Source organism: Rickettsia gravesii BWI-1, from assembly GCF_000485845.1.
Lineage (GTDB): Bacteria > Pseudomonadota > Alphaproteobacteria > Rickettsiales > Rickettsiaceae > Rickettsia > Rickettsia rickettsii.
The window spans coordinates 16,649-33,052 of record NZ_AWXL01000010.1; the positions used below are offsets into that span (position 1 = coordinate 16,649).

The window sequence follows — 16,404 nt, forward strand, 5'->3', positions numbered from 1 at the left end:
AAAGTACTTGTTAATATTTCTTAACTAAATATAATACTCCTTATTTAATGTAAGGAATAAATTATATGAAGCTAAAAGAAATTATAATCTCTTGTATTAGTAAACCTAGAAAAATTGAAAAAGAATATTCTAGATTAGCTCAAAAGAAAGAATCAGGATGCAATGTTTATGTCAGGTTAGGATGCAAAAATCAAGAAGTAGAATTTAGCAACTATTATGAGTTACTTAAAAAAATTCAACAAGGAGCAATAACTTTAGAAGTTCTAGAAAATTTAAGGAGATTAAAAATAGATGATAAAAAATCTTTTCTAGCAGGTGCAGAAGAGATGATATCTAACAATAGGTTACATGAGCTTAATGCAAAAATAATGAAACATGCTTTAGATTTAGTTGATTCTAAAGATGCAGCTTTTTTACTTCGTAGAACAAAAGAGGATAGTATATTTCGAGATCTAATATATTTAGAAGCAAAAGAAAACAGGTTTACTGTAGAAATTGATAAAAAAGGAACTTTGAAAATTAACTTTCCTAGTGGGGTACTTGAGCTTTACAAGCTATTAATTGATAATTTCTATTTGAAAAAATTTGAAAAAAAGGAATTGCAGAAAAAATTATATCAAGAATTATTACCTGATTTCAAAATTCCTTTTGAAGAACTAATTGAAAAAAAGGAATTGCAGAAAAAATTATATCAAGAATTATTACCTAATTTCACAATTCCTTTTGAAGAACTAAATTTTTTTGAAAATTTTATTGAATGCTTAAAAGAATTTTATATTAAAAATAGTTTAGCACGAAGCATAATGGGTTTATTTGTAAGTAGAGATATTAAAGAACATGCTGTATGTGAAGAATTACTTGAATTAGATACATTTAAAAAATTATTTGAGGCAAAAATGTCATTATATGGAACTTCTGCTGATTCTAAATTATTAGTGGTTGATTATGTATTAAATGATGTACAAGGTATTTATATTAGCAATTTAGCATCTTCAAATATTTTAGATTTAGTAATGCATAGTCAATCGAATAATGAAACAATAGAATCAATAGAAATTTTGGGTAATAGCTAAGGACCAGTATGACTTGCTAGATACTGTTTTAAAGTTTTGATTATAAATATAGTAAAAACATCTAGAAATTAATTTAATCTATCATTAATATTTAAATAATTATAAGTGAGATTAATACTAAATATGGTTACAAAAAATAAAAAAGAAACAGTGAATACTGAAACAAAAAATTTAGCAAATTTAGTTATCCAAGAAATAGGTAACAAAAATTTTGATTTTGGTGTTTTGCAAAAGATGCAGCAGGCTTTTAGTACTGCAAGTAAGCAAAAACAAAGAGAAGCTTTTATAAGTTTGTTAGATAAAAAGCTTAATAAAGAGCAATTACATAAACTTAATCAAGCAATAATGGAAAATGCAAATGAATTAATGCCGGATAATGATCCTAATTTTGTTTGTCGTACTCCTAATAATAAAGTTTTTCAAGAAATATTATTATTGGAAGCCAAACGCTCAGGTATGAAAGCAAAATTTAATGATAAAGGAGAATTACAATCTCTTGATGTAAAAGATATAACACAGGAAATATTAGAGCACTATTGTATTTTACAAGAAACATTTTATCCCAAAAGAGATTCTAAAGATTTGATAGATAGTAGAATAGCTCAAAGTATTAATTTTTTATTATATGCTCCACTTTTCCGAGAATCAGATATATACACAAAATTAGGTTTAAAATCTGCTGAGATAGAGCGAGCAATACAAGATCCTAACGGTAAGTATGCTAAACAATTAGTAGATGCTAAAATAGGAACTAATATAAATTTTAATACCAAAGAAAATTTAGAAAATAAAGCACATGAAGGAAAAGAAACTAAGATATCTTCAATAATTGAAAAAGCAATAACAAAACTCGAGAAAGACAAAAAAGTAAATATTGAAGATAAGAGACAAGGAGAAATAAAAAGGCATTTATCTAAATCCTTAGAAGGCGCTTCTGATTATATATTAACATTCAAAAAAAATGATTTAGTAGATGTAATATATCAAGGATTAGCTAAAAGACAAACTTGGTGGTCAAAGATTGTTAATTATATAGGTATAAAATCATATTCCATTTCTAAAGAAAATCTTGAGAAAATAGGCACAATAATAAATAGTGAAATGAAAAATTCTCATACTCCTTTAAAGATAAAATTACAAAAACAGTTAAAACAAATCTCAAAAGAGTTAAATAGATTAAATAATCCGGCATTGTCGTTAGAGGCTAAAAAGGTTCAGGCAAAATCTAAAAAACCGCCTGTTCCTCCAAAACCTGAACACCTCAAAAAAAGAAATCGTGGATTGTGATGATTTTGTTGTGTGACTTGAAAAATACAGTTGTCATCCCGTGATTTATTCACGGGATCTAGCTTAAAATACTAATATTATTAGTATTTCTTATTGTTTTTATGGACCCCGTGGTCAAGCCATGGGGTGACACAGTGGATTTTATTGGTCCACACAAGCAAGCCTTTTGTGGGAATGATATTAATCCCTACAATAATTTATAATTTATTACTTCCCATAATATTATAACCGCAATCTACATAATGGATTTCACCGGTAACACCTTTAGATAATTCACTAAATAAATATACTGCTGCTCCTCCTACATCTTCTTGGGTAGTATTACGTTTTAACGGTGCGGTTGCAGCGTGAGATTTAAGCATAGCACTAAAATCACCTATTGCACTAGATGCTAAAGTTTTGATAGGTCCTGCCGAAATAGCATTTACCCTAATATTATTTTCTCCCATATCGTTTGCTAGATATTTTATACTAGCCTCAAGTGCAGCTTTGGCTACTCCCATAACGTTATAATTAGGTATAACTTTTTCAGCGCCGTAGTAAGTTAATGTCACAATGCTTCCGCCGTCATGCATTAAGGCTTCTGCGGACCTTGAGAGTTCTAAAAGAGAGTAACATGATATATGTAAAGAATTATGAAAATTTTCTAAGCTAGTATCAACATAACGTCCTTTTAATTCATTTTTATCGGCAAAAGCCATACCGTGAAGTAAGAAATCGAAGCTACCCCATTTCTCTTTTATATCATAAAATAAATTACTAATTGATTTTGGATTCGTAACATCAAGTTCGCTAACAAAATTACAACCTATTTCCTCAGCGAGTGGTTTAACTCGTTTTTCTAGTACTTCCGATTGATAAGTAAACCATAGTTCTGCTCCGTGTTTTTTAGCAAGCTGTGCAATCGCCCACGATATTGACATATTATTTGCAATACCTGTAATTAAGCCTTTTTTTCCTTGTAGTAATCCTGTAGTCATTATATTTACTCATTATATTAAAACTTGCTGAAATGATAGCATGATGTATTATTTTGTAAACAAATAATCGATAAAAATGTATAAACCTAAAATCATATGTTTACTGTTAGGGATATTAAGCGGTTTAGTTTTTGCTCCGACTTTCTTTATACCGGCATTATTAACGTTATCTTACTTATGTTATATAGTTCAAAAATCCGAAAATTGGCAAGAAGCCACAAAATTTGGTTATTTATTCGGTTTTGGGCATTTTTTAAGTGGAATATATTGGATAAGTATCGGTGTTAGCGTTTATATTGCAGATTTTTGGTGGGCAATTCCTTTTGCGTTATTTGGACTACCTATAGTTTTAGCTTGCTTTATATCAGCAAGCTGCACGCTTAGTTTTTTTGCTAAAAATAATAAATATTACCAATTTATATTCTGTTTATGTTGGGTATTATTTGAGTGGGTACGTTCGTGGATTTTTACCGGTCTTCCTTGGAATTTGATCGGTTATGCTTTTTCGTTTTCAGATATTTTAATACAGCCTTTAAGTATAATAGGGATATATGGGCTTAGTTTTATAGTTATATATATTTCTACATCAGCTTATCCTTTATTTAGCAAGCAATTTACTCAGTTAAAAATATTACTAGCTAGTTCAGTCCTAGTATTAACCATAATTGTCATTTACGGAGCAGTTAGGCTAAGTAATAACCATACAAATTTCACTGATATAAAAGTACGATTAGTACAGCCTTCAATACCTCAAACCGAAAAATGGAATGAAGAAGAATTTTGGCATAATTTAATGCTACATATTAATTTATCGGAAAATTTGGAACCTACCGATTTAATTATTTGGTCTGAGGCAGCATTAGTAGTAGTACCTGATGATATACCGCAAGTTAAATCAAAATTATTAAAAATGCTAAATTCTACAAATGCTATTTTGATAACAGGAGGAATTTCGGATAATAAAAAACAAGGTGATGAGTTTGAACTTTACTCAGCTATGTATGCTCTTGATAAAAATAATCATAAATTATTTGAATACCATAAATCACATTTAGTACCTTTCGGTGAGTATATGCCCCTTAAAAAGATACTACCGTTTAAAAAATTAACTCATGGTTTCATTGATTATAAAGAAGGAAATGGAGGGCTTGTTTATCTTGAAAAATATAATCTTAAGATTAAACCTTTGATTTGTTATGAATCTATTTTTCCTCATTTTGTACGGACGAATAATGAAATAGCCGATGTAATAATTAATATTACAAATGATGCATGGTATGGTAAATCAAGCGGTCCATATCAGCATTTTCATATTAGTAGAAGTAGAGCCGTAGAGAACGGTTTACCTATGATTAGAGTAGCGAATAACGGTATTTCAGCTATAGTAGATCCTTTTGGCAGAACAATAAAAAAACTAAATCTAAATGAAATAAATTATACTCAAGGTTTAATTCCTACAAAACTAATCTCTCCCACTATATTTTCGCAATTCGGTAATTTGACTATTCTATTACTCATCGTTTTTATACTTTTAATTAATTATTTATTAGCCTTGATTCTTGATAACCAAAGGGTTTGAGCATTATTATATTTAATTTTTAATAAAGTTGCTTGATTAAATATAAAGTAATATATACTACATTTAAAGTTGAATAGCCTTTATTAATAATTAAAGCTTATTGTTAAAATGAATGATTCAATAAAACATCCAGACAAACTCGCAAGTGAACGTTTAAAAGAACGACGTCTTGCTGTAGGTATTAGCCAAAAAGAATTAGGGCAAGCTTTAGATATTAGTGCTCCTCCAAGTTAAAAAATATGAAGAAGGTTTAAGTAATATACCTATAAGTAGGTTATATGTTTTTGCAAAAGTTTTAAAATGCCTTTAAAATATTTCTTTAATAGTTCTGAAGAAGAAAAGTTAAAAGCTGACGATGAAAATACTCCTAATAATAAAATTGAATATCTATTCAAAGAAATAGCAAGTGATTTCTTAAATAATATTGCTGAAGAAGAAGAGCAATATGAACATGACGCCTCTTTTGATTATAAAGAATTATCAAGGGCTATGGAAAGAGCACTTTTATCGTTAACTAGAGCATTTACTAGAGTACAAAATCCAAATATTAGAAAAATAATCATTGAACTTGTCAGATCAGTATCGATACCTTGTGAATAATATTTAAATTTTCATTGACTTAGCATTACCAAAGTATTAATTTGTGTTAAGGTTGAGTAAATTCTGAACTGTTAACAATTATTGAAGATATTGGAGGAAGTTTATGAGTAAAAGTAAGGCTATCGAAAATAACGGTATTAGTAATACCAATAGTCCAAACGGTAAATATATGGTTCCAAGACCGGAAGGAGTAAAACCTACCTGTGTAGTAATTACTTATTCTGTAAGCAAGGATATTAAGGCTGCTCGTGAAGTATTGGATGAGCAAGGTACAAGTGTTCATTACATAATTGATAAGGATGGGACTCAAAAAGAATATCATAATGATTTAACAGATCAAGCTTTTTATGCGGGCAAGAGTAGTTGGAAAGGAGAAGTAGGTGTTAATAAGTTTGGTATTGGAGTCATGCTTATTAATAATGCAAAAAGTGATTTTCCTGAAGAGCAAATAGGGAAATTAAAAGAATTTCTTAAGGATGTAGCAGCAAGATATCCAAATTTAGATTTAAAACATGATTTAGTCGGTCTTGGTGAAGTAACTGTAAACCGAGAAGGAAATGCTCATATAGCTCCTGGATCAAAATTTCCTTGGAAAGAATTAGCTGAAGCTGGTTTTGGTAGATATTTTGAGACTACGCAAGAGCAAAAGAGTGAATTATTATTAAGTCTTGATAGTACTGGAGAAAAAGTTAATACTTTACAGGAAAATTTAAAAGAATATGGCTATGGAGTAGAATCCACAAGTACATTTGATCAATTTACTCAGCAAGCAGTTAGAGTATTTAATGATCGTTATGGTACAGGTTTACCAAACGAAGAGCCACCTGTAAGTTGGACTGAAGCAGGTCAAGATGTTCTATCGCAATTACTAGGGCAAACGGTATTAGAACAAACAGAAAATGCATAGTTTAAGAAATGAATTCCTTTTTCATTTTGCAAGCCTTGCTGCATGGGTACTGAATCGTCATTAAGAGGATGAATGGCTTGTTTAAGTCATTCCTGCGTGGATCGATTCCACCCCTGTCATCCCGCGACTTGATCGCGGGATCCGGTCTTTTTTAATTTTTTTCTGGACCCCGTGGCCAAGCCACGGGGTGACAGTCATTTTATGGATACCCGCTTTCGTGGGTATGACATTGAGTAAGACCGCTCTTAATTTGACACCCATGCACGGAGGCGGGAATTCAGTCACTAAAAAGTATAAACATACTAAATTTTTAAAATTAAAAGTTCAAATAATTTCGCTTTTTTTCTAGATTCCCGCTTCCGCAAGAATAACATCACTACAAATATTAAATTTTGTTAATTAATAATTAAAAAATTAACTATTAGCTTGCAGAAATTCAAAATATTATGTATAATGCTCGCACGACAAAATAATATTTAAACATAAAGGAATATTTATATGTTGAATCAACCAACAAATAATGCTAATTACAGACTTCCAGACAGTAGTACGGTTTTACATAATATAGCACGTATAGGGAATGTAAATAATGTTAGACTTTTACTTTCACAAGGTGCCTATGTTAATGCTTTAGATGCTAAAGGAAAAAAACCTATAGATTAGGCATCTAAACCAGAAATTAAAGAAATACTAACTGATTCCGCTAATGCACGCTCAACACTGCTTGAATTCAAAGCAGAACAAAAGCTTGCTGAGATGAAGAAAAATATTAAAAATGAGGATGATAAAAATAACATTATCAACGGATTAATTATGAATCCTGAATTTTATTCTGATATAGATGATGTTACAAGAGAGAAATTAATAGAAAAACTTTTTAATTATAATATTAACGATAATAATCCAGTAATAGTTCTGGTAGCAGCACCAGTAACAACCACTACTTCTAAAGAAATAGCTAAAATTTTATTAGACAAAGGGATAAGTTTTGAAGTTGAGCATGAATATCTATACTCACCTATACATTATACGGCAACAATAGGAAATAAGGAGCTTTTTACTTAAAAAAAATGTGGATGTTAATACTAAAGATGGAAAGGGACGTATACCTATACATTAGGCAACTTATTCTAAACAGCACAAAATAACTCAAATTTTATTACAACCCGACAGTGAAATTTATACAGTAGACAATTATGGCAGCGCACCTTTTTTCTATTTGCTACTAAAGCATGAATCAGGTCAAAATAAAACGTTACTGGACTTCTTTTTAAATAATAACGTTAATCTTAACATTAATGCGTGTGGTGAGTCAATTTTTAATCACGCACTAACATCAAGAGATAAATGGTTACTTGAACAATTAATATCTAAAGGTGCTGATATAGGACAAGGCGTTCTATTGCGTAATCCATTCGATCACAGTATAGCAGAACTTGTAAAGATAGGTGTTGATAAAGAAAAGATAGTTTATGCATTAAAAAATATAATTCTTATATTAATGAGCAATTAAAAATTAACACCATACAAAAATACTTGGATACAAAATCAGCCAACAATTATAAAGACATGGATATTAATGATTATAATTATGATTTACCGAATGAAGAAGGGTTTGCAAAAAATATACACGAAAAATTATTAAAAGATGTTATGCAACGTCTTAAAAACGGTGAAGATAAAGATAGCATTATTAATACATTAATTGAGATTAGTATTAATGAAGATACAAGAGCAAAGTTAATAGAAAAAGTTTTAAATTATAATGTTAATGCTAATAATCCTGTAGCAGCTCCAGCATTAGTTACTCCTGTAGCAACCCCTATAGTAGTAACGGCTCCATCAACTTCAACAGAATACAAGTTATCGGCTGAAGCGAAGACACGCCTTTACAATAGGGAAAATAAGGATGATATTATTAATTTCGCGCTTCTTTATTAGACTACTAACGAGAATTGTAAAAAGTGAGTTAATAGATTATATTTGTGAATATTCTTTCGGTACTGAATTAGCCGGACTAGCTGGACAGATAGGTGCAGATATTCAATTCTAATTTAAAATCTCTTTAAGTTCTTTTAAAGAAAAACCTGGTGGTTTTAGGTAGTCTAGTACTACCTTACCACTATCTAAGACTATAAGCCTTTTGCCGTAATTTACGACATCTTCTAAATTATGCGTGATCATAACGGAAGTTATCTTATGTTTCTCTATAATCTCTGCTGTTTTTTTCATCACTTCCAAAGAAGCTTTCGAATCTAAATTTGCCATATGTTCGTCTAGAAATAATATTTTAGGTGGATGGGCTATGCTAAGTGCCAGCAGTATAATCTGCTTTTCTCCACCGGAAAATTTACCTAATGGCTGTGAAAGTAAAGGCAAAAAGCGTTTAGGCGAACCTGTAAGCTCTAACAACTCGCTAATTGTTAACCGTTCATTACTAGAGAATCTACTTTCCCACAAAATGATATTTTCTTCAAGGGTTAGCTCGGTAAATAGCCTCTCTTCAGTTTTTTGTGTTAATGTAACTAATGTAGAAGCTTTTTGTCCTTTAGGTATTTTATCGATTCTGACTTGATCTAGACACACTTTCCCGCTAGTAGGTTTTAAATAGCCGGCAAGTATTTTAGCTAAAGTAGACTTACCGCTACCGTTATGACCCAATATTACAACAAACTCTTCTTTAGCAATATTTAAAGTAGTTTCAGCAATTATAGGTTCGGTTCTTTCTTTAACTTTGAACTGTATATTTTCTGCATATAAATAAGATTTCATAAAGCCTCTCTTTTTACAGAACTCAACGAAATAAACAATACTACCCCTAAAATAAGCTTAAGATTTATGGGATCGATGCCAATTCGGAGTAAAACGCCCAGAGCAATAAAGTAAAATAATAATACCTATCAAACAAGAAAATATCTCTTTAAACGCATTAAAATTATTAGCATGGATTAAAATATGACGCCCTATAACAATCGCACCGATACCGACTAGTGCCACCCCGAAACCCATATTAATATCGGCAAAACCATTTACTTGTGCAGATATAAGTACCGGTTAAAGCAGCCAAACAATTACTTATGCTAAAACCGACAGTACGGTAAAGCTCGGCAGATTTTCCTAAATTAATCAATAAATCTTTATTAAAACCAAAAGCACGAAGAAATAAACCGAGCTTACCTTTTAATAAAATTATAACTGAACATATAATAAGACAATTGATTATTACTAAAGGTATTAACCAATTTTCGAGATCTAATATAGATAATAGAGTCGGCGTACCAAGAACCGATATATTAGGACGCTGCATAATTTGTAAGTTAACCGAATAAAGCATCAAACTTGCAAGTATTCCGGCTACAAGTCTGTTAATGCGGTTATTCTTCTGCATAAACTAACTATACTGCCTATAATTCCGCCTGCTATTACGGCAAATATTAATGCAGGAAATAACCCAAATGAAAGGGGCAAACACTGCCGCACCAAGTACATAAGTACCGTCTACGGTAAGATCGGTAATTTTGAGAATCCGATAACTTATATACATCCCTAAAATAAGCGGCAGCATTATTAAGGATTGCTCAAGAGCAGTAACTAAAATGTTCATGTTACTACTCTTCAAGTTCTTTACGCGTGAAAGGAAGTACGGATAAATTTTTAGTAAGAATATCTTGTTTAACAAATGATTTAAGGTTAATAAATAAAGTTAAGTCTTTCATATCCCCAAATGGAATATCTTTCGGTTCTATTCCTTGTAAGATTTTTTTTTGCCATTAAACCGGCTTCTACGCCTATTTGCTTCTCTTGTACTCCTACCGCAATAGTTGCACCGCTAATTACCGAACCTTCATTAGCAGCAATTATCGGAATACGGCGTTTAAATGCTTCTTGCTTTAAAATATTAATCCCACTGACTATTAAATGATCTTTCAAAATTATAAAACTCTGCGTATTTTCAGGAGCATTTTTTACAGCCACAGGCATATCATTGAAATTTTGTATCATTACCGTGTGCAAAGAAATATTGTTTTTTCCAGCATATAATTTTAACATTTCTACTTCAGGTATAACTTTCTCGCCACTGCTATAAATTAAAGTGATATTCTATAAAAAAGGTAATTTACTAATGGTGTCAGTGATTTTTATCTCATCGTTAACACCGGTAACTAAAGGTAGGTTTTTACTATTAATCATAGCAGCAGCACAAACAATCGGTTTATTTGTTATATGAGAAATAACAGTTTGGCTGGCTGTCGTGCCTATTGGAATTAATTACATCAATATCCTGATCTGTTATTTGCTTTATAATGGCAAGTAAAATATTAGAATCAGCATGAGCATTTTTAACTATAATTTCTGCATCTATATCTTTTAGCGACTCTTTAATTCCTGATATAATCTCAGTCATTGCGGCATGTTCAAGTGGAACAATGACTACTACTTTTTTGTGATCCGCATAAACTGCAGCTGTGATGAATAAAACAAAAAGAAAAGAAAAAAATTTTTGAAAAATTATTAGAGATAAACATTTTAATATCCTGTTATAAATTATAATTTAATAATCAAAACTTAAATTTGCATATAGCAAACACATAAACGCAAAACATTATCTACGCCAACGCTAATTTTGTATTAAACTATATAACCTTTAAAGATATCATAAATATTTTTAACTGTAGAAATATAAAATAAAGATAAAAAACTTATCTTTCTTTGACTAGAAGCTAAATAGTCAAGAAAGCTCTACCTTAGAGGCTATCTGTAAATAAATTTTAAGGCTAATTAAATTATTTTTTACTGCAAATTGTAAGACTTTTTTGAAATATAAAGTAATATTCTTTCAAAAATCTTATCAATTTTCACTAAAAAAGCTCTTTAATTACCAATTAAAACTTATTTACAGATAGCCTCTTAATTTTTAATATTTAGCACCATTTTAAGATTATGTCAATAACCAATAAATAGTATTGCCTAAAAGAATTACTTGAGATAGCCTATACTTCGATGTCATGACCGCTTTTGCGAAACATTATTATTGCATAAAGTTGTTGCACGGCTACAAAAAACCTACTCGATGTCATCCCCACATAACATTGTTGCGTGGATCGAAAAATGCATTTGGTGTCATACCGTGGCTTGACCACGGTATACATAAAAGTAACTTAAAAATACTAAATTTTTAGTATTTTAAATTGGATCCCGCGATCAAGTCGTGGGATGATATTAGAGGTTAATGGATTCCTGCTTTCGCAGGAATGGTATAAGAATTAAGCAATATCGCCTGTTAGTTCAGTTTCAAAAAGATTAGCTGAATCATAAATTATTTGCTCTGCAGTTTCAGTCCAATAAGAGGTTGTTTTGATACTTTTCATATCAAATGTGGTATTTAGTTTTTCCTCTGTTTCTTTACTTGTTGCTACTTCCTTTAATATAATATCACTACCCGTGATTTTAAAACTAGGATGTAAAGATAAAAGTGTCTTGAATGCTTTATACTCTAAGGATTGTGTATCGTTGTTAAAAAATGCAGCAATACTTTCAATCTTTTTTGTAAAAGTAGGATCTTCAAATGTTCCTAATGAAGTAATTGGGGAGTGAAAATATAGAAGGTTATTATCCATGTGATATTTATATTCATCATAATTCTTTTTTAAAAAACCTTTGTATTTGTTGTAACTGTCTATAAAATTTTTATTTCCTGTTTTATTGTCTGAGTTAACTATCGCATCTTTAAGAAAGTTATTTACTACTTTATGATGAATATCATTTGAATATTTGAGTGCAAATATGGCTTTAGGTCTTACCTCATCAATATTAACATTATTAATAGTTAAAAAATTATTAGAGATATTATTAAAGGTTAGTGGTTTATTATAAGTTAATAAAGATTTAAGTATAATCTCTTTATTTACATTTAAATGCTCAAATGTCCAAACTTTTTCAGGAGGGTTATTGTTATTTACTATTATTTCTGCACTATGTTGAAGTAAAATCTCAATTAATTCTTGCTTTTCAATTGGTGTGATGGTTTGACTTTGCATTATGCTTGTTAAAGGAGTCAAAATTAGCATCAGCACCATTTTTAAGTAAAAGCTCGGCAGCCTTAATATTTGCATCAAATACTGAAGAATATAAAGGAGTAAAGCCGTAATGATTTTTTATTTCTAAATCAATATTAGTAGCATTTTGAAGTAAAAATTCCATTTTATCTATAGAATTAAATGATATGAGTTTATGTAAAATCGTTTGTCTGTAATTATCCTTAATATTAGGACTAGCATTATGTTCAAGTAATAATTTAGCTCTGTCCATATATCCTGTAAATAATGTATGGTGTGATGCTGTTTCTCCACGTGCGTTTTTGTGTTCGTCAAGATTAACACCTTTTTTTAATAAAGCTTGAACTTCGCTAAGCTCACCAAAAGCGAGTGTTGCGAATAGATTGTTTTCATGATCATTCATCATAGCTTTTTCTCTTTTTTAAATTAGTTGAAATTATTATTTTTATACAATTCCTAACTAATTCTTAAAAAATTGAAATATATAAAAATATTGGAATTGTCATTATACACAATATTTTTAATTTTTGCATAATAGTTAATTCTTAACTATTTATTAGATTTTGGATAAAACCAAACGAGGAGTAAACAGATTAGAAGACCGATATTTAAGAGTAGATTATACTCTGTCATAGAAATACCAAAGATTTTGATAGCGGGTTTCGTGCAGGACGTGATTGGCTGCGAGTAGAACATTTGTTTGATGTGTTGTATAGACAAGCCTTTCGGGATACGAATCATTGATGAACAAAGAGCACTTGGTTGTACTATGCCTCTTTCTACGAAGCTATGATAGGTTGATAATATGCAAGAGCTAAGGATAGTTAGGAGAATGAATATTAAAGTATACTTACTTAACTGTCGGATGATTAAAGCAGTTAAGCAAATTTTGATTAGGGTTAAATAGGGAAATCGTTCGTAAACGCATAAAGGACAGGGTGTATAATGGAATATATATTCAGCAATATAAGCGGTAGTAAGTGCTATTATAGAAATTGCAATCAGTCCTAAATGTAGAACTTTATAGCTATCTTTTCTGATGTAATTTATAATAGTATTAAATGGCATGGTTTTTTTGTTCTTAATGTCATTGCAAGCGATTGCCAGGAGCGTGGCAATCTCAGGAAGTTTTATGAGATTGCCAAGTCGCTTCGCTCCTCGCAATGACGGCGTTTAATTTGATATTTTACAAATAAATAAATTTAGTATATTGTCACTGATTATTAATTAAAGTGCAAGAAAAATCAATGTCAGAAATTTGGGAAGATGCTATTAAGTCAAACGCGTGGCCTTTTGTTGAGGCTAAGAAGATATTAGACAGCTTAAACGGTAAAATTCCTGAGAAGGGGTATGTATTATTTGAAACGGGTTACGGTCCTTCAGGTTTACCTCATATCGGTACTTTTGGTGAAAATGCCCGTATGGTGATGGTACAGAAAGCATTTGAGCAATTATCCGATATTCCGACTAAACTAATTTGCTTTTCCGATGATATGGACGGGCTTCGTAAAGTACCTAGCAATATCCCAAATCCTGAAATGGTGGCACAGTATATGGATATGCCGCTTACTTCTATCCCTGATACATTCGGTGAATGTGAAAGTTATGGGCATTATATGAATGCAAAGCTTCGCTCATTCCTTGATAAATTCGGCTTTGAGTATGAATTTTATAGCAGTACTAACTGTTATAAAGCTGGTATGTTTGATGAGATGCTGATAATGGTGCTTGAGAAATATGACGAGATAATGGAGCTAATGCTACCGACTTTTAGAGAAGAGCGCAAGGCTACCTATTCACCTTTCATGCCTATATGTCCGAAAACAGGTAAGGTACTGCAAGTACCTATAGAGAAATGGAATGCTAAAGCAGGCACTGTAACGTATAAAGACGAAGCCGGTAATTATATAGAAGTACCGGTAACGGGAGGGCATTGCAAATTACAGTGGAAGCCGGATTTTGGTATGCGTTGGGCTGCGCTTAAAGTCGATTATGAGATGTACGGCAAAGACCATTTGGCAAATGCTCGTCTTTATTCGGAAATTTGCCGAATCCTAGGAGGAAAGCCGCCGGTGCAGTTATGTTATGAGTTATTCTTAGATGAAAACGGTGAGAAAATATCAAAATCAAAAGGTAATAGTATTAGCGTTGATGATTGGCTTAAATATGCTCCTGTTGAAAGTATGGCATTATTTATGTATCAAAATCCGACTAGAGCTAAGCGTTTGTTTTTTGATGTAATTCCTAAAAATGTTGATGAATATATTACTTTTAACCAGAAATATCATTTAGAAGAGGATAGGGCAAAGCGTTTTGCAAATCCCGTTTATCACATCCATCACGGAAATGTACCGAAAATTGAGACTTTTGGAATTACCTATTCGTTGTTGTTAAATCTTACTTCTGTGTGTAATCCTTCGGATAAATCGGTGCTTTGGGGATTTATTAGCAAATATGAGCCAAAAGCAACTATAAATACTAACCCTTATCTTGACCATTTAGCAGAATTTGCTATAAGATATTATAATGACTTTATTAAAGCACATAAATCATATTTATCTCCTTCTGAAAAGCATAAGGTTATTTTGCAGGATATATTAGATATGTTATCTGATATAGCTGATCAAACCGAAGCTGAAGCAATTCAGAAAGCGATATATGATATAGGAATGAAAGCAGGATATGAAAATCTGCGTGATTACTTCAAAGATTTATATCAAATATTGCTTGGACAGAATGAAGGTCCAAGACTTGGGACTTTTATAAAGTTTTACGGGGTGCAGGAAATGAAAAAGCTGGTTGAAGAGCAGTTGTAGCCTATATATCATTCCCGAATGGGTATCTAAGCGTCATTGCGAACGAACGAAGTGAGTGTGGCAATCTCAGGAAGTTTGACGAGATTGCCACGTCGCTTCGCTCCTCGCAATGACGTTAAAATAAAAACTATTAACAAATGAATGAAATTTTTTGTAGTACGTTACCTATTTTTTTAATTACGCTGCTTGGTAGTATTATCAAAAATAAATGGTTAACTTCAGAAGAATTTTGGCGTGGTATTGAGAAATTATCGTATTTTGTACTATTTCCTGCCATGCTGTTTAATTACGTATCTACTGCCGATTTAAGTGTTGCATCCATAATTAAATTAGTAGTTGCTCTTATTATATCCACTATTCTTGTATCAATCGGTCTTATAATTTACCAAAAAAAATATAACATAGATAAAGTCCAATTTACTTCCATTTTTCAAGGATCGATTCGTTATAATAGCTACATTTTTTTTGGGGTAAGTAGCCCCTTGCTTGGTTCTAGCGGGCTTTCAATCGTTGCTGTTATTTCTTCTTATATGATTATTTTTACCAATATTTTATCGGTAATGATTTTCGCTTATTATATCCCTAATAAATCCGTTACTAATACTATTAGAACTAGTTTTGTTTTAATGATGAAATTAATTGTGCGTAATCCGTTAATTATTGCAAGTTTAGTAGGATTCGTTTTTAATTACTCAAATCTTGAATTACATTTAGGGCTTAAGAAAACGTTAGATAGCCTTTCTAATGCCGCTTTAGCTATCGGTATGCTAAATGTTGGGGCAGGGCTTAATTTTACTATTAGACAAGAGCTTTTACATAATGTAATGTTTACAAGCTTTGTTAAATTAGTTGCATTTCCTCTAGTTAGTGTAGTAGTACTATGGTTAATGTCTATTGACGGATTAGATAGATCGGTAGGAATATTATATAGCTGCCTTCCATGTGCGAGTACGGCTTATGTTTTATCTCGTCAACTTGATGGTGATCCTGATTCTATGGCGTCGATTATAACATTTACTACTTTTTTTTCGGTAGTTACTATATCAATTATTATGTATATAATGAGGTGAATTTACCACGTCATTGCAAGCGACTGAAAGGAGCGT

The 16,404-nt window shown here is 31.1% G+C and carries 16 protein-coding genes and 4 pseudogenes; 13 read left to right on the top strand and 7 right to left on the bottom strand.

Annotation, left to right across the window (positions count from 1 at the left end):
- Positions 1-65 precede the first annotated feature (65 nt).
- Together RGRA_RS0103275 and RGRA_RS0103280 are read left to right on the top strand one after the other, a co-directional pair.
- Positions 66-1,073 carry a DUF5410 family protein gene (locus RGRA_RS0103275; RefSeq protein WP_017443087.1) on the top strand — a complete coding sequence of 336 codons (1,008 nt, stop codon included), beginning with the start codon at positions 66-68 and terminating at the stop codon, positions 1,071-1,073.
- Positions 1,074-1,196: 123 nt separating this feature from the next.
- Positions 1,197-2,360, top strand: a complete 1,164-nt coding sequence (locus tag RGRA_RS0103280) for a DUF5410 domain-containing protein (RefSeq protein WP_017443088.1) — start codon at positions 1,197-1,199, stop codon at positions 2,358-2,360.
- A 197-nt stretch (positions 2,361-2,557) separates the two neighbouring features.
- On the opposite strand, the gene fabI is transcribed toward RGRA_RS0103280, so the two are convergent.
- Positions 2,558-3,340: an enoyl-ACP reductase FabI gene (fabI, locus tag RGRA_RS0103285; RefSeq protein WP_017443089.1), complete on the bottom strand. Its 783-nt coding sequence runs from the start codon at positions 3,338-3,340 to the stop codon at positions 2,558-2,560.
- Between the two features lie 76 nt (positions 3,341-3,416).
- On the opposite strand from fabI, the gene lnt reads away from it, so the two are divergent.
- The 9 genes and pseudogenes from lnt to RGRA_RS08660 all read left to right on the top strand — a co-directional run.
- The gene (gene lnt, locus RGRA_RS0103290; RefSeq protein ID WP_024547274.1) at positions 3,417-4,919 is read left to right on the top strand and encodes an apolipoprotein N-acyltransferase; all 1,503 of its coding nucleotides are present in this window, start codon (positions 3,417-3,419) and stop codon (positions 4,917-4,919) included.
- 108 nt (positions 4,920-5,027) lie between these two features.
- Complete coding sequence (locus tag RGRA_RS14095) at positions 5,028-5,153, top strand: helix-turn-helix domain-containing protein (protein WP_269077352.1); 126 nt, start codon at positions 5,028-5,030, stop codon at positions 5,151-5,153.
- A 66-nt stretch (positions 5,154-5,219) separates the two neighbouring features.
- Positions 5,220-5,519 (top strand): hypothetical protein, encoded by a 300-nt coding sequence (locus RGRA_RS12520; protein ID WP_029662610.1) that lies wholly within the window; start codon positions 5,220-5,222, stop codon positions 5,517-5,519.
- Positions 5,520-5,622: 103 nt separating this feature from the next.
- Complete coding sequence (locus RGRA_RS0103305) at positions 5,623-6,426, top strand: N-acetylmuramoyl-L-alanine amidase (protein ID WP_017443090.1); 804 nt, start codon at positions 5,623-5,625, stop codon at positions 6,424-6,426.
- A gap of 498 nt (positions 6,427-6,924) precedes the next feature.
- Complete coding sequence (locus RGRA_RS11725; RefSeq protein WP_017443093.1) at positions 6,925-7,089, top strand: hypothetical protein; 165 nt, start codon at positions 6,925-6,927, stop codon at positions 7,087-7,089.
- A 93-nt stretch (positions 7,090-7,182) separates the two neighbouring features.
- The gene (locus tag RGRA_RS08650) at positions 7,183-7,491 is read left to right on the top strand and encodes a hypothetical protein (protein ID WP_017443094.1); all 309 of its coding nucleotides are present in this window, start codon (positions 7,183-7,185) and stop codon (positions 7,489-7,491) included.
- A gap of 7 nt (positions 7,492-7,498) precedes the next feature.
- Positions 7,499-7,702: pseudogene (locus RGRA_RS14300) on the top strand (ankyrin repeat domain-containing protein); the annotation flags it as partial.
- A complete protein-coding gene (locus RGRA_RS14560; protein WP_408005774.1) occupies positions 7,685-7,939 on the top strand; it encodes a hypothetical protein in 255 nt (84 codons plus the stop codon). The pseudogene RGRA_RS14300 and the gene RGRA_RS14560, both read left to right, overlap by 18 nt.
- Positions 7,940-7,962: 23 nt before the next feature.
- Positions 7,963-8,383, top strand: a pseudogene (locus RGRA_RS08660) (hypothetical protein); the annotation flags it as partial.
- A 92-nt stretch (positions 8,384-8,475) separates the two neighbouring features.
- Here RGRA_RS08660 and RGRA_RS0103340 read toward each other — a convergent pair.
- The 6 genes and pseudogenes from RGRA_RS0103340 to RGRA_RS10415 all read right to left on the bottom strand — a co-directional run bounded on the left by RGRA_RS0103340 (position 8,476) and on the right by RGRA_RS10415 (position 13,550).
- Complete coding sequence (locus RGRA_RS0103340) at positions 8,476-9,198, bottom strand: ATP-binding cassette domain-containing protein (protein WP_017443097.1); 723 nt, start codon at positions 9,196-9,198, stop codon at positions 8,476-8,478.
- Positions 9,195-10,030 (bottom strand): annotated as a pseudogene (locus RGRA_RS08665) (ABC transporter permease). Before RGRA_RS08665 ends, RGRA_RS0103340 begins: the two are co-directional and overlap by 4 nt.
- 4 nt (positions 10,031-10,034) lie before the next feature.
- Positions 10,035-10,952, bottom strand: a pseudogene (locus tag RGRA_RS08670) (ABC transporter substrate binding protein).
- A 738-nt stretch (positions 10,953-11,690) separates the two neighbouring features.
- Positions 11,691-12,464 (bottom strand): hypothetical protein, encoded by a 774-nt coding sequence (locus RGRA_RS0103355; RefSeq protein ID WP_017443098.1) that lies wholly within the window; start codon positions 12,462-12,464, stop codon positions 11,691-11,693.
- The gene (locus RGRA_RS09680; protein WP_157668016.1) at positions 12,436-12,888 is read right to left on the bottom strand and encodes an ankyrin repeat domain-containing protein; all 453 of its coding nucleotides are present in this window, start codon (positions 12,886-12,888) and stop codon (positions 12,436-12,438) included. Before RGRA_RS09680 ends, RGRA_RS0103355 begins: the two co-directional genes overlap by 29 nt.
- 143 nt (positions 12,889-13,031) lie before the next feature.
- Positions 13,032-13,550 carry a disulfide bond formation protein B gene (locus RGRA_RS10415; RefSeq protein ID WP_017443100.1) on the bottom strand — a complete coding sequence of 173 codons (519 nt, stop codon included), beginning with the start codon at positions 13,548-13,550 and terminating at the stop codon, positions 13,032-13,034.
- Positions 13,551-13,729: 179 nt separating this feature from the next.
- Here RGRA_RS10415 and RGRA_RS0103365 point away from each other — a divergent pair, with 179 nt between their 5' ends.
- Together RGRA_RS0103365 and RGRA_RS0103370 are read left to right on the top strand one after the other, a co-directional pair.
- Entirely contained in the window at positions 13,730-15,298 is a 1,569-nt protein-coding gene (locus tag RGRA_RS0103365; protein ID WP_017443101.1) for a lysine--tRNA ligase, read from the top strand.
- A 137-nt stretch (positions 15,299-15,435) separates the two neighbouring features.
- On the top strand, positions 15,436-16,368 hold the full coding sequence (locus RGRA_RS0103370; RefSeq protein ID WP_017443102.1) for an AEC family transporter: 933 nt from the start codon (positions 15,436-15,438) through the stop codon (positions 16,366-16,368).
- Positions 16,369-16,404: the final 36 nt, after the last annotated feature.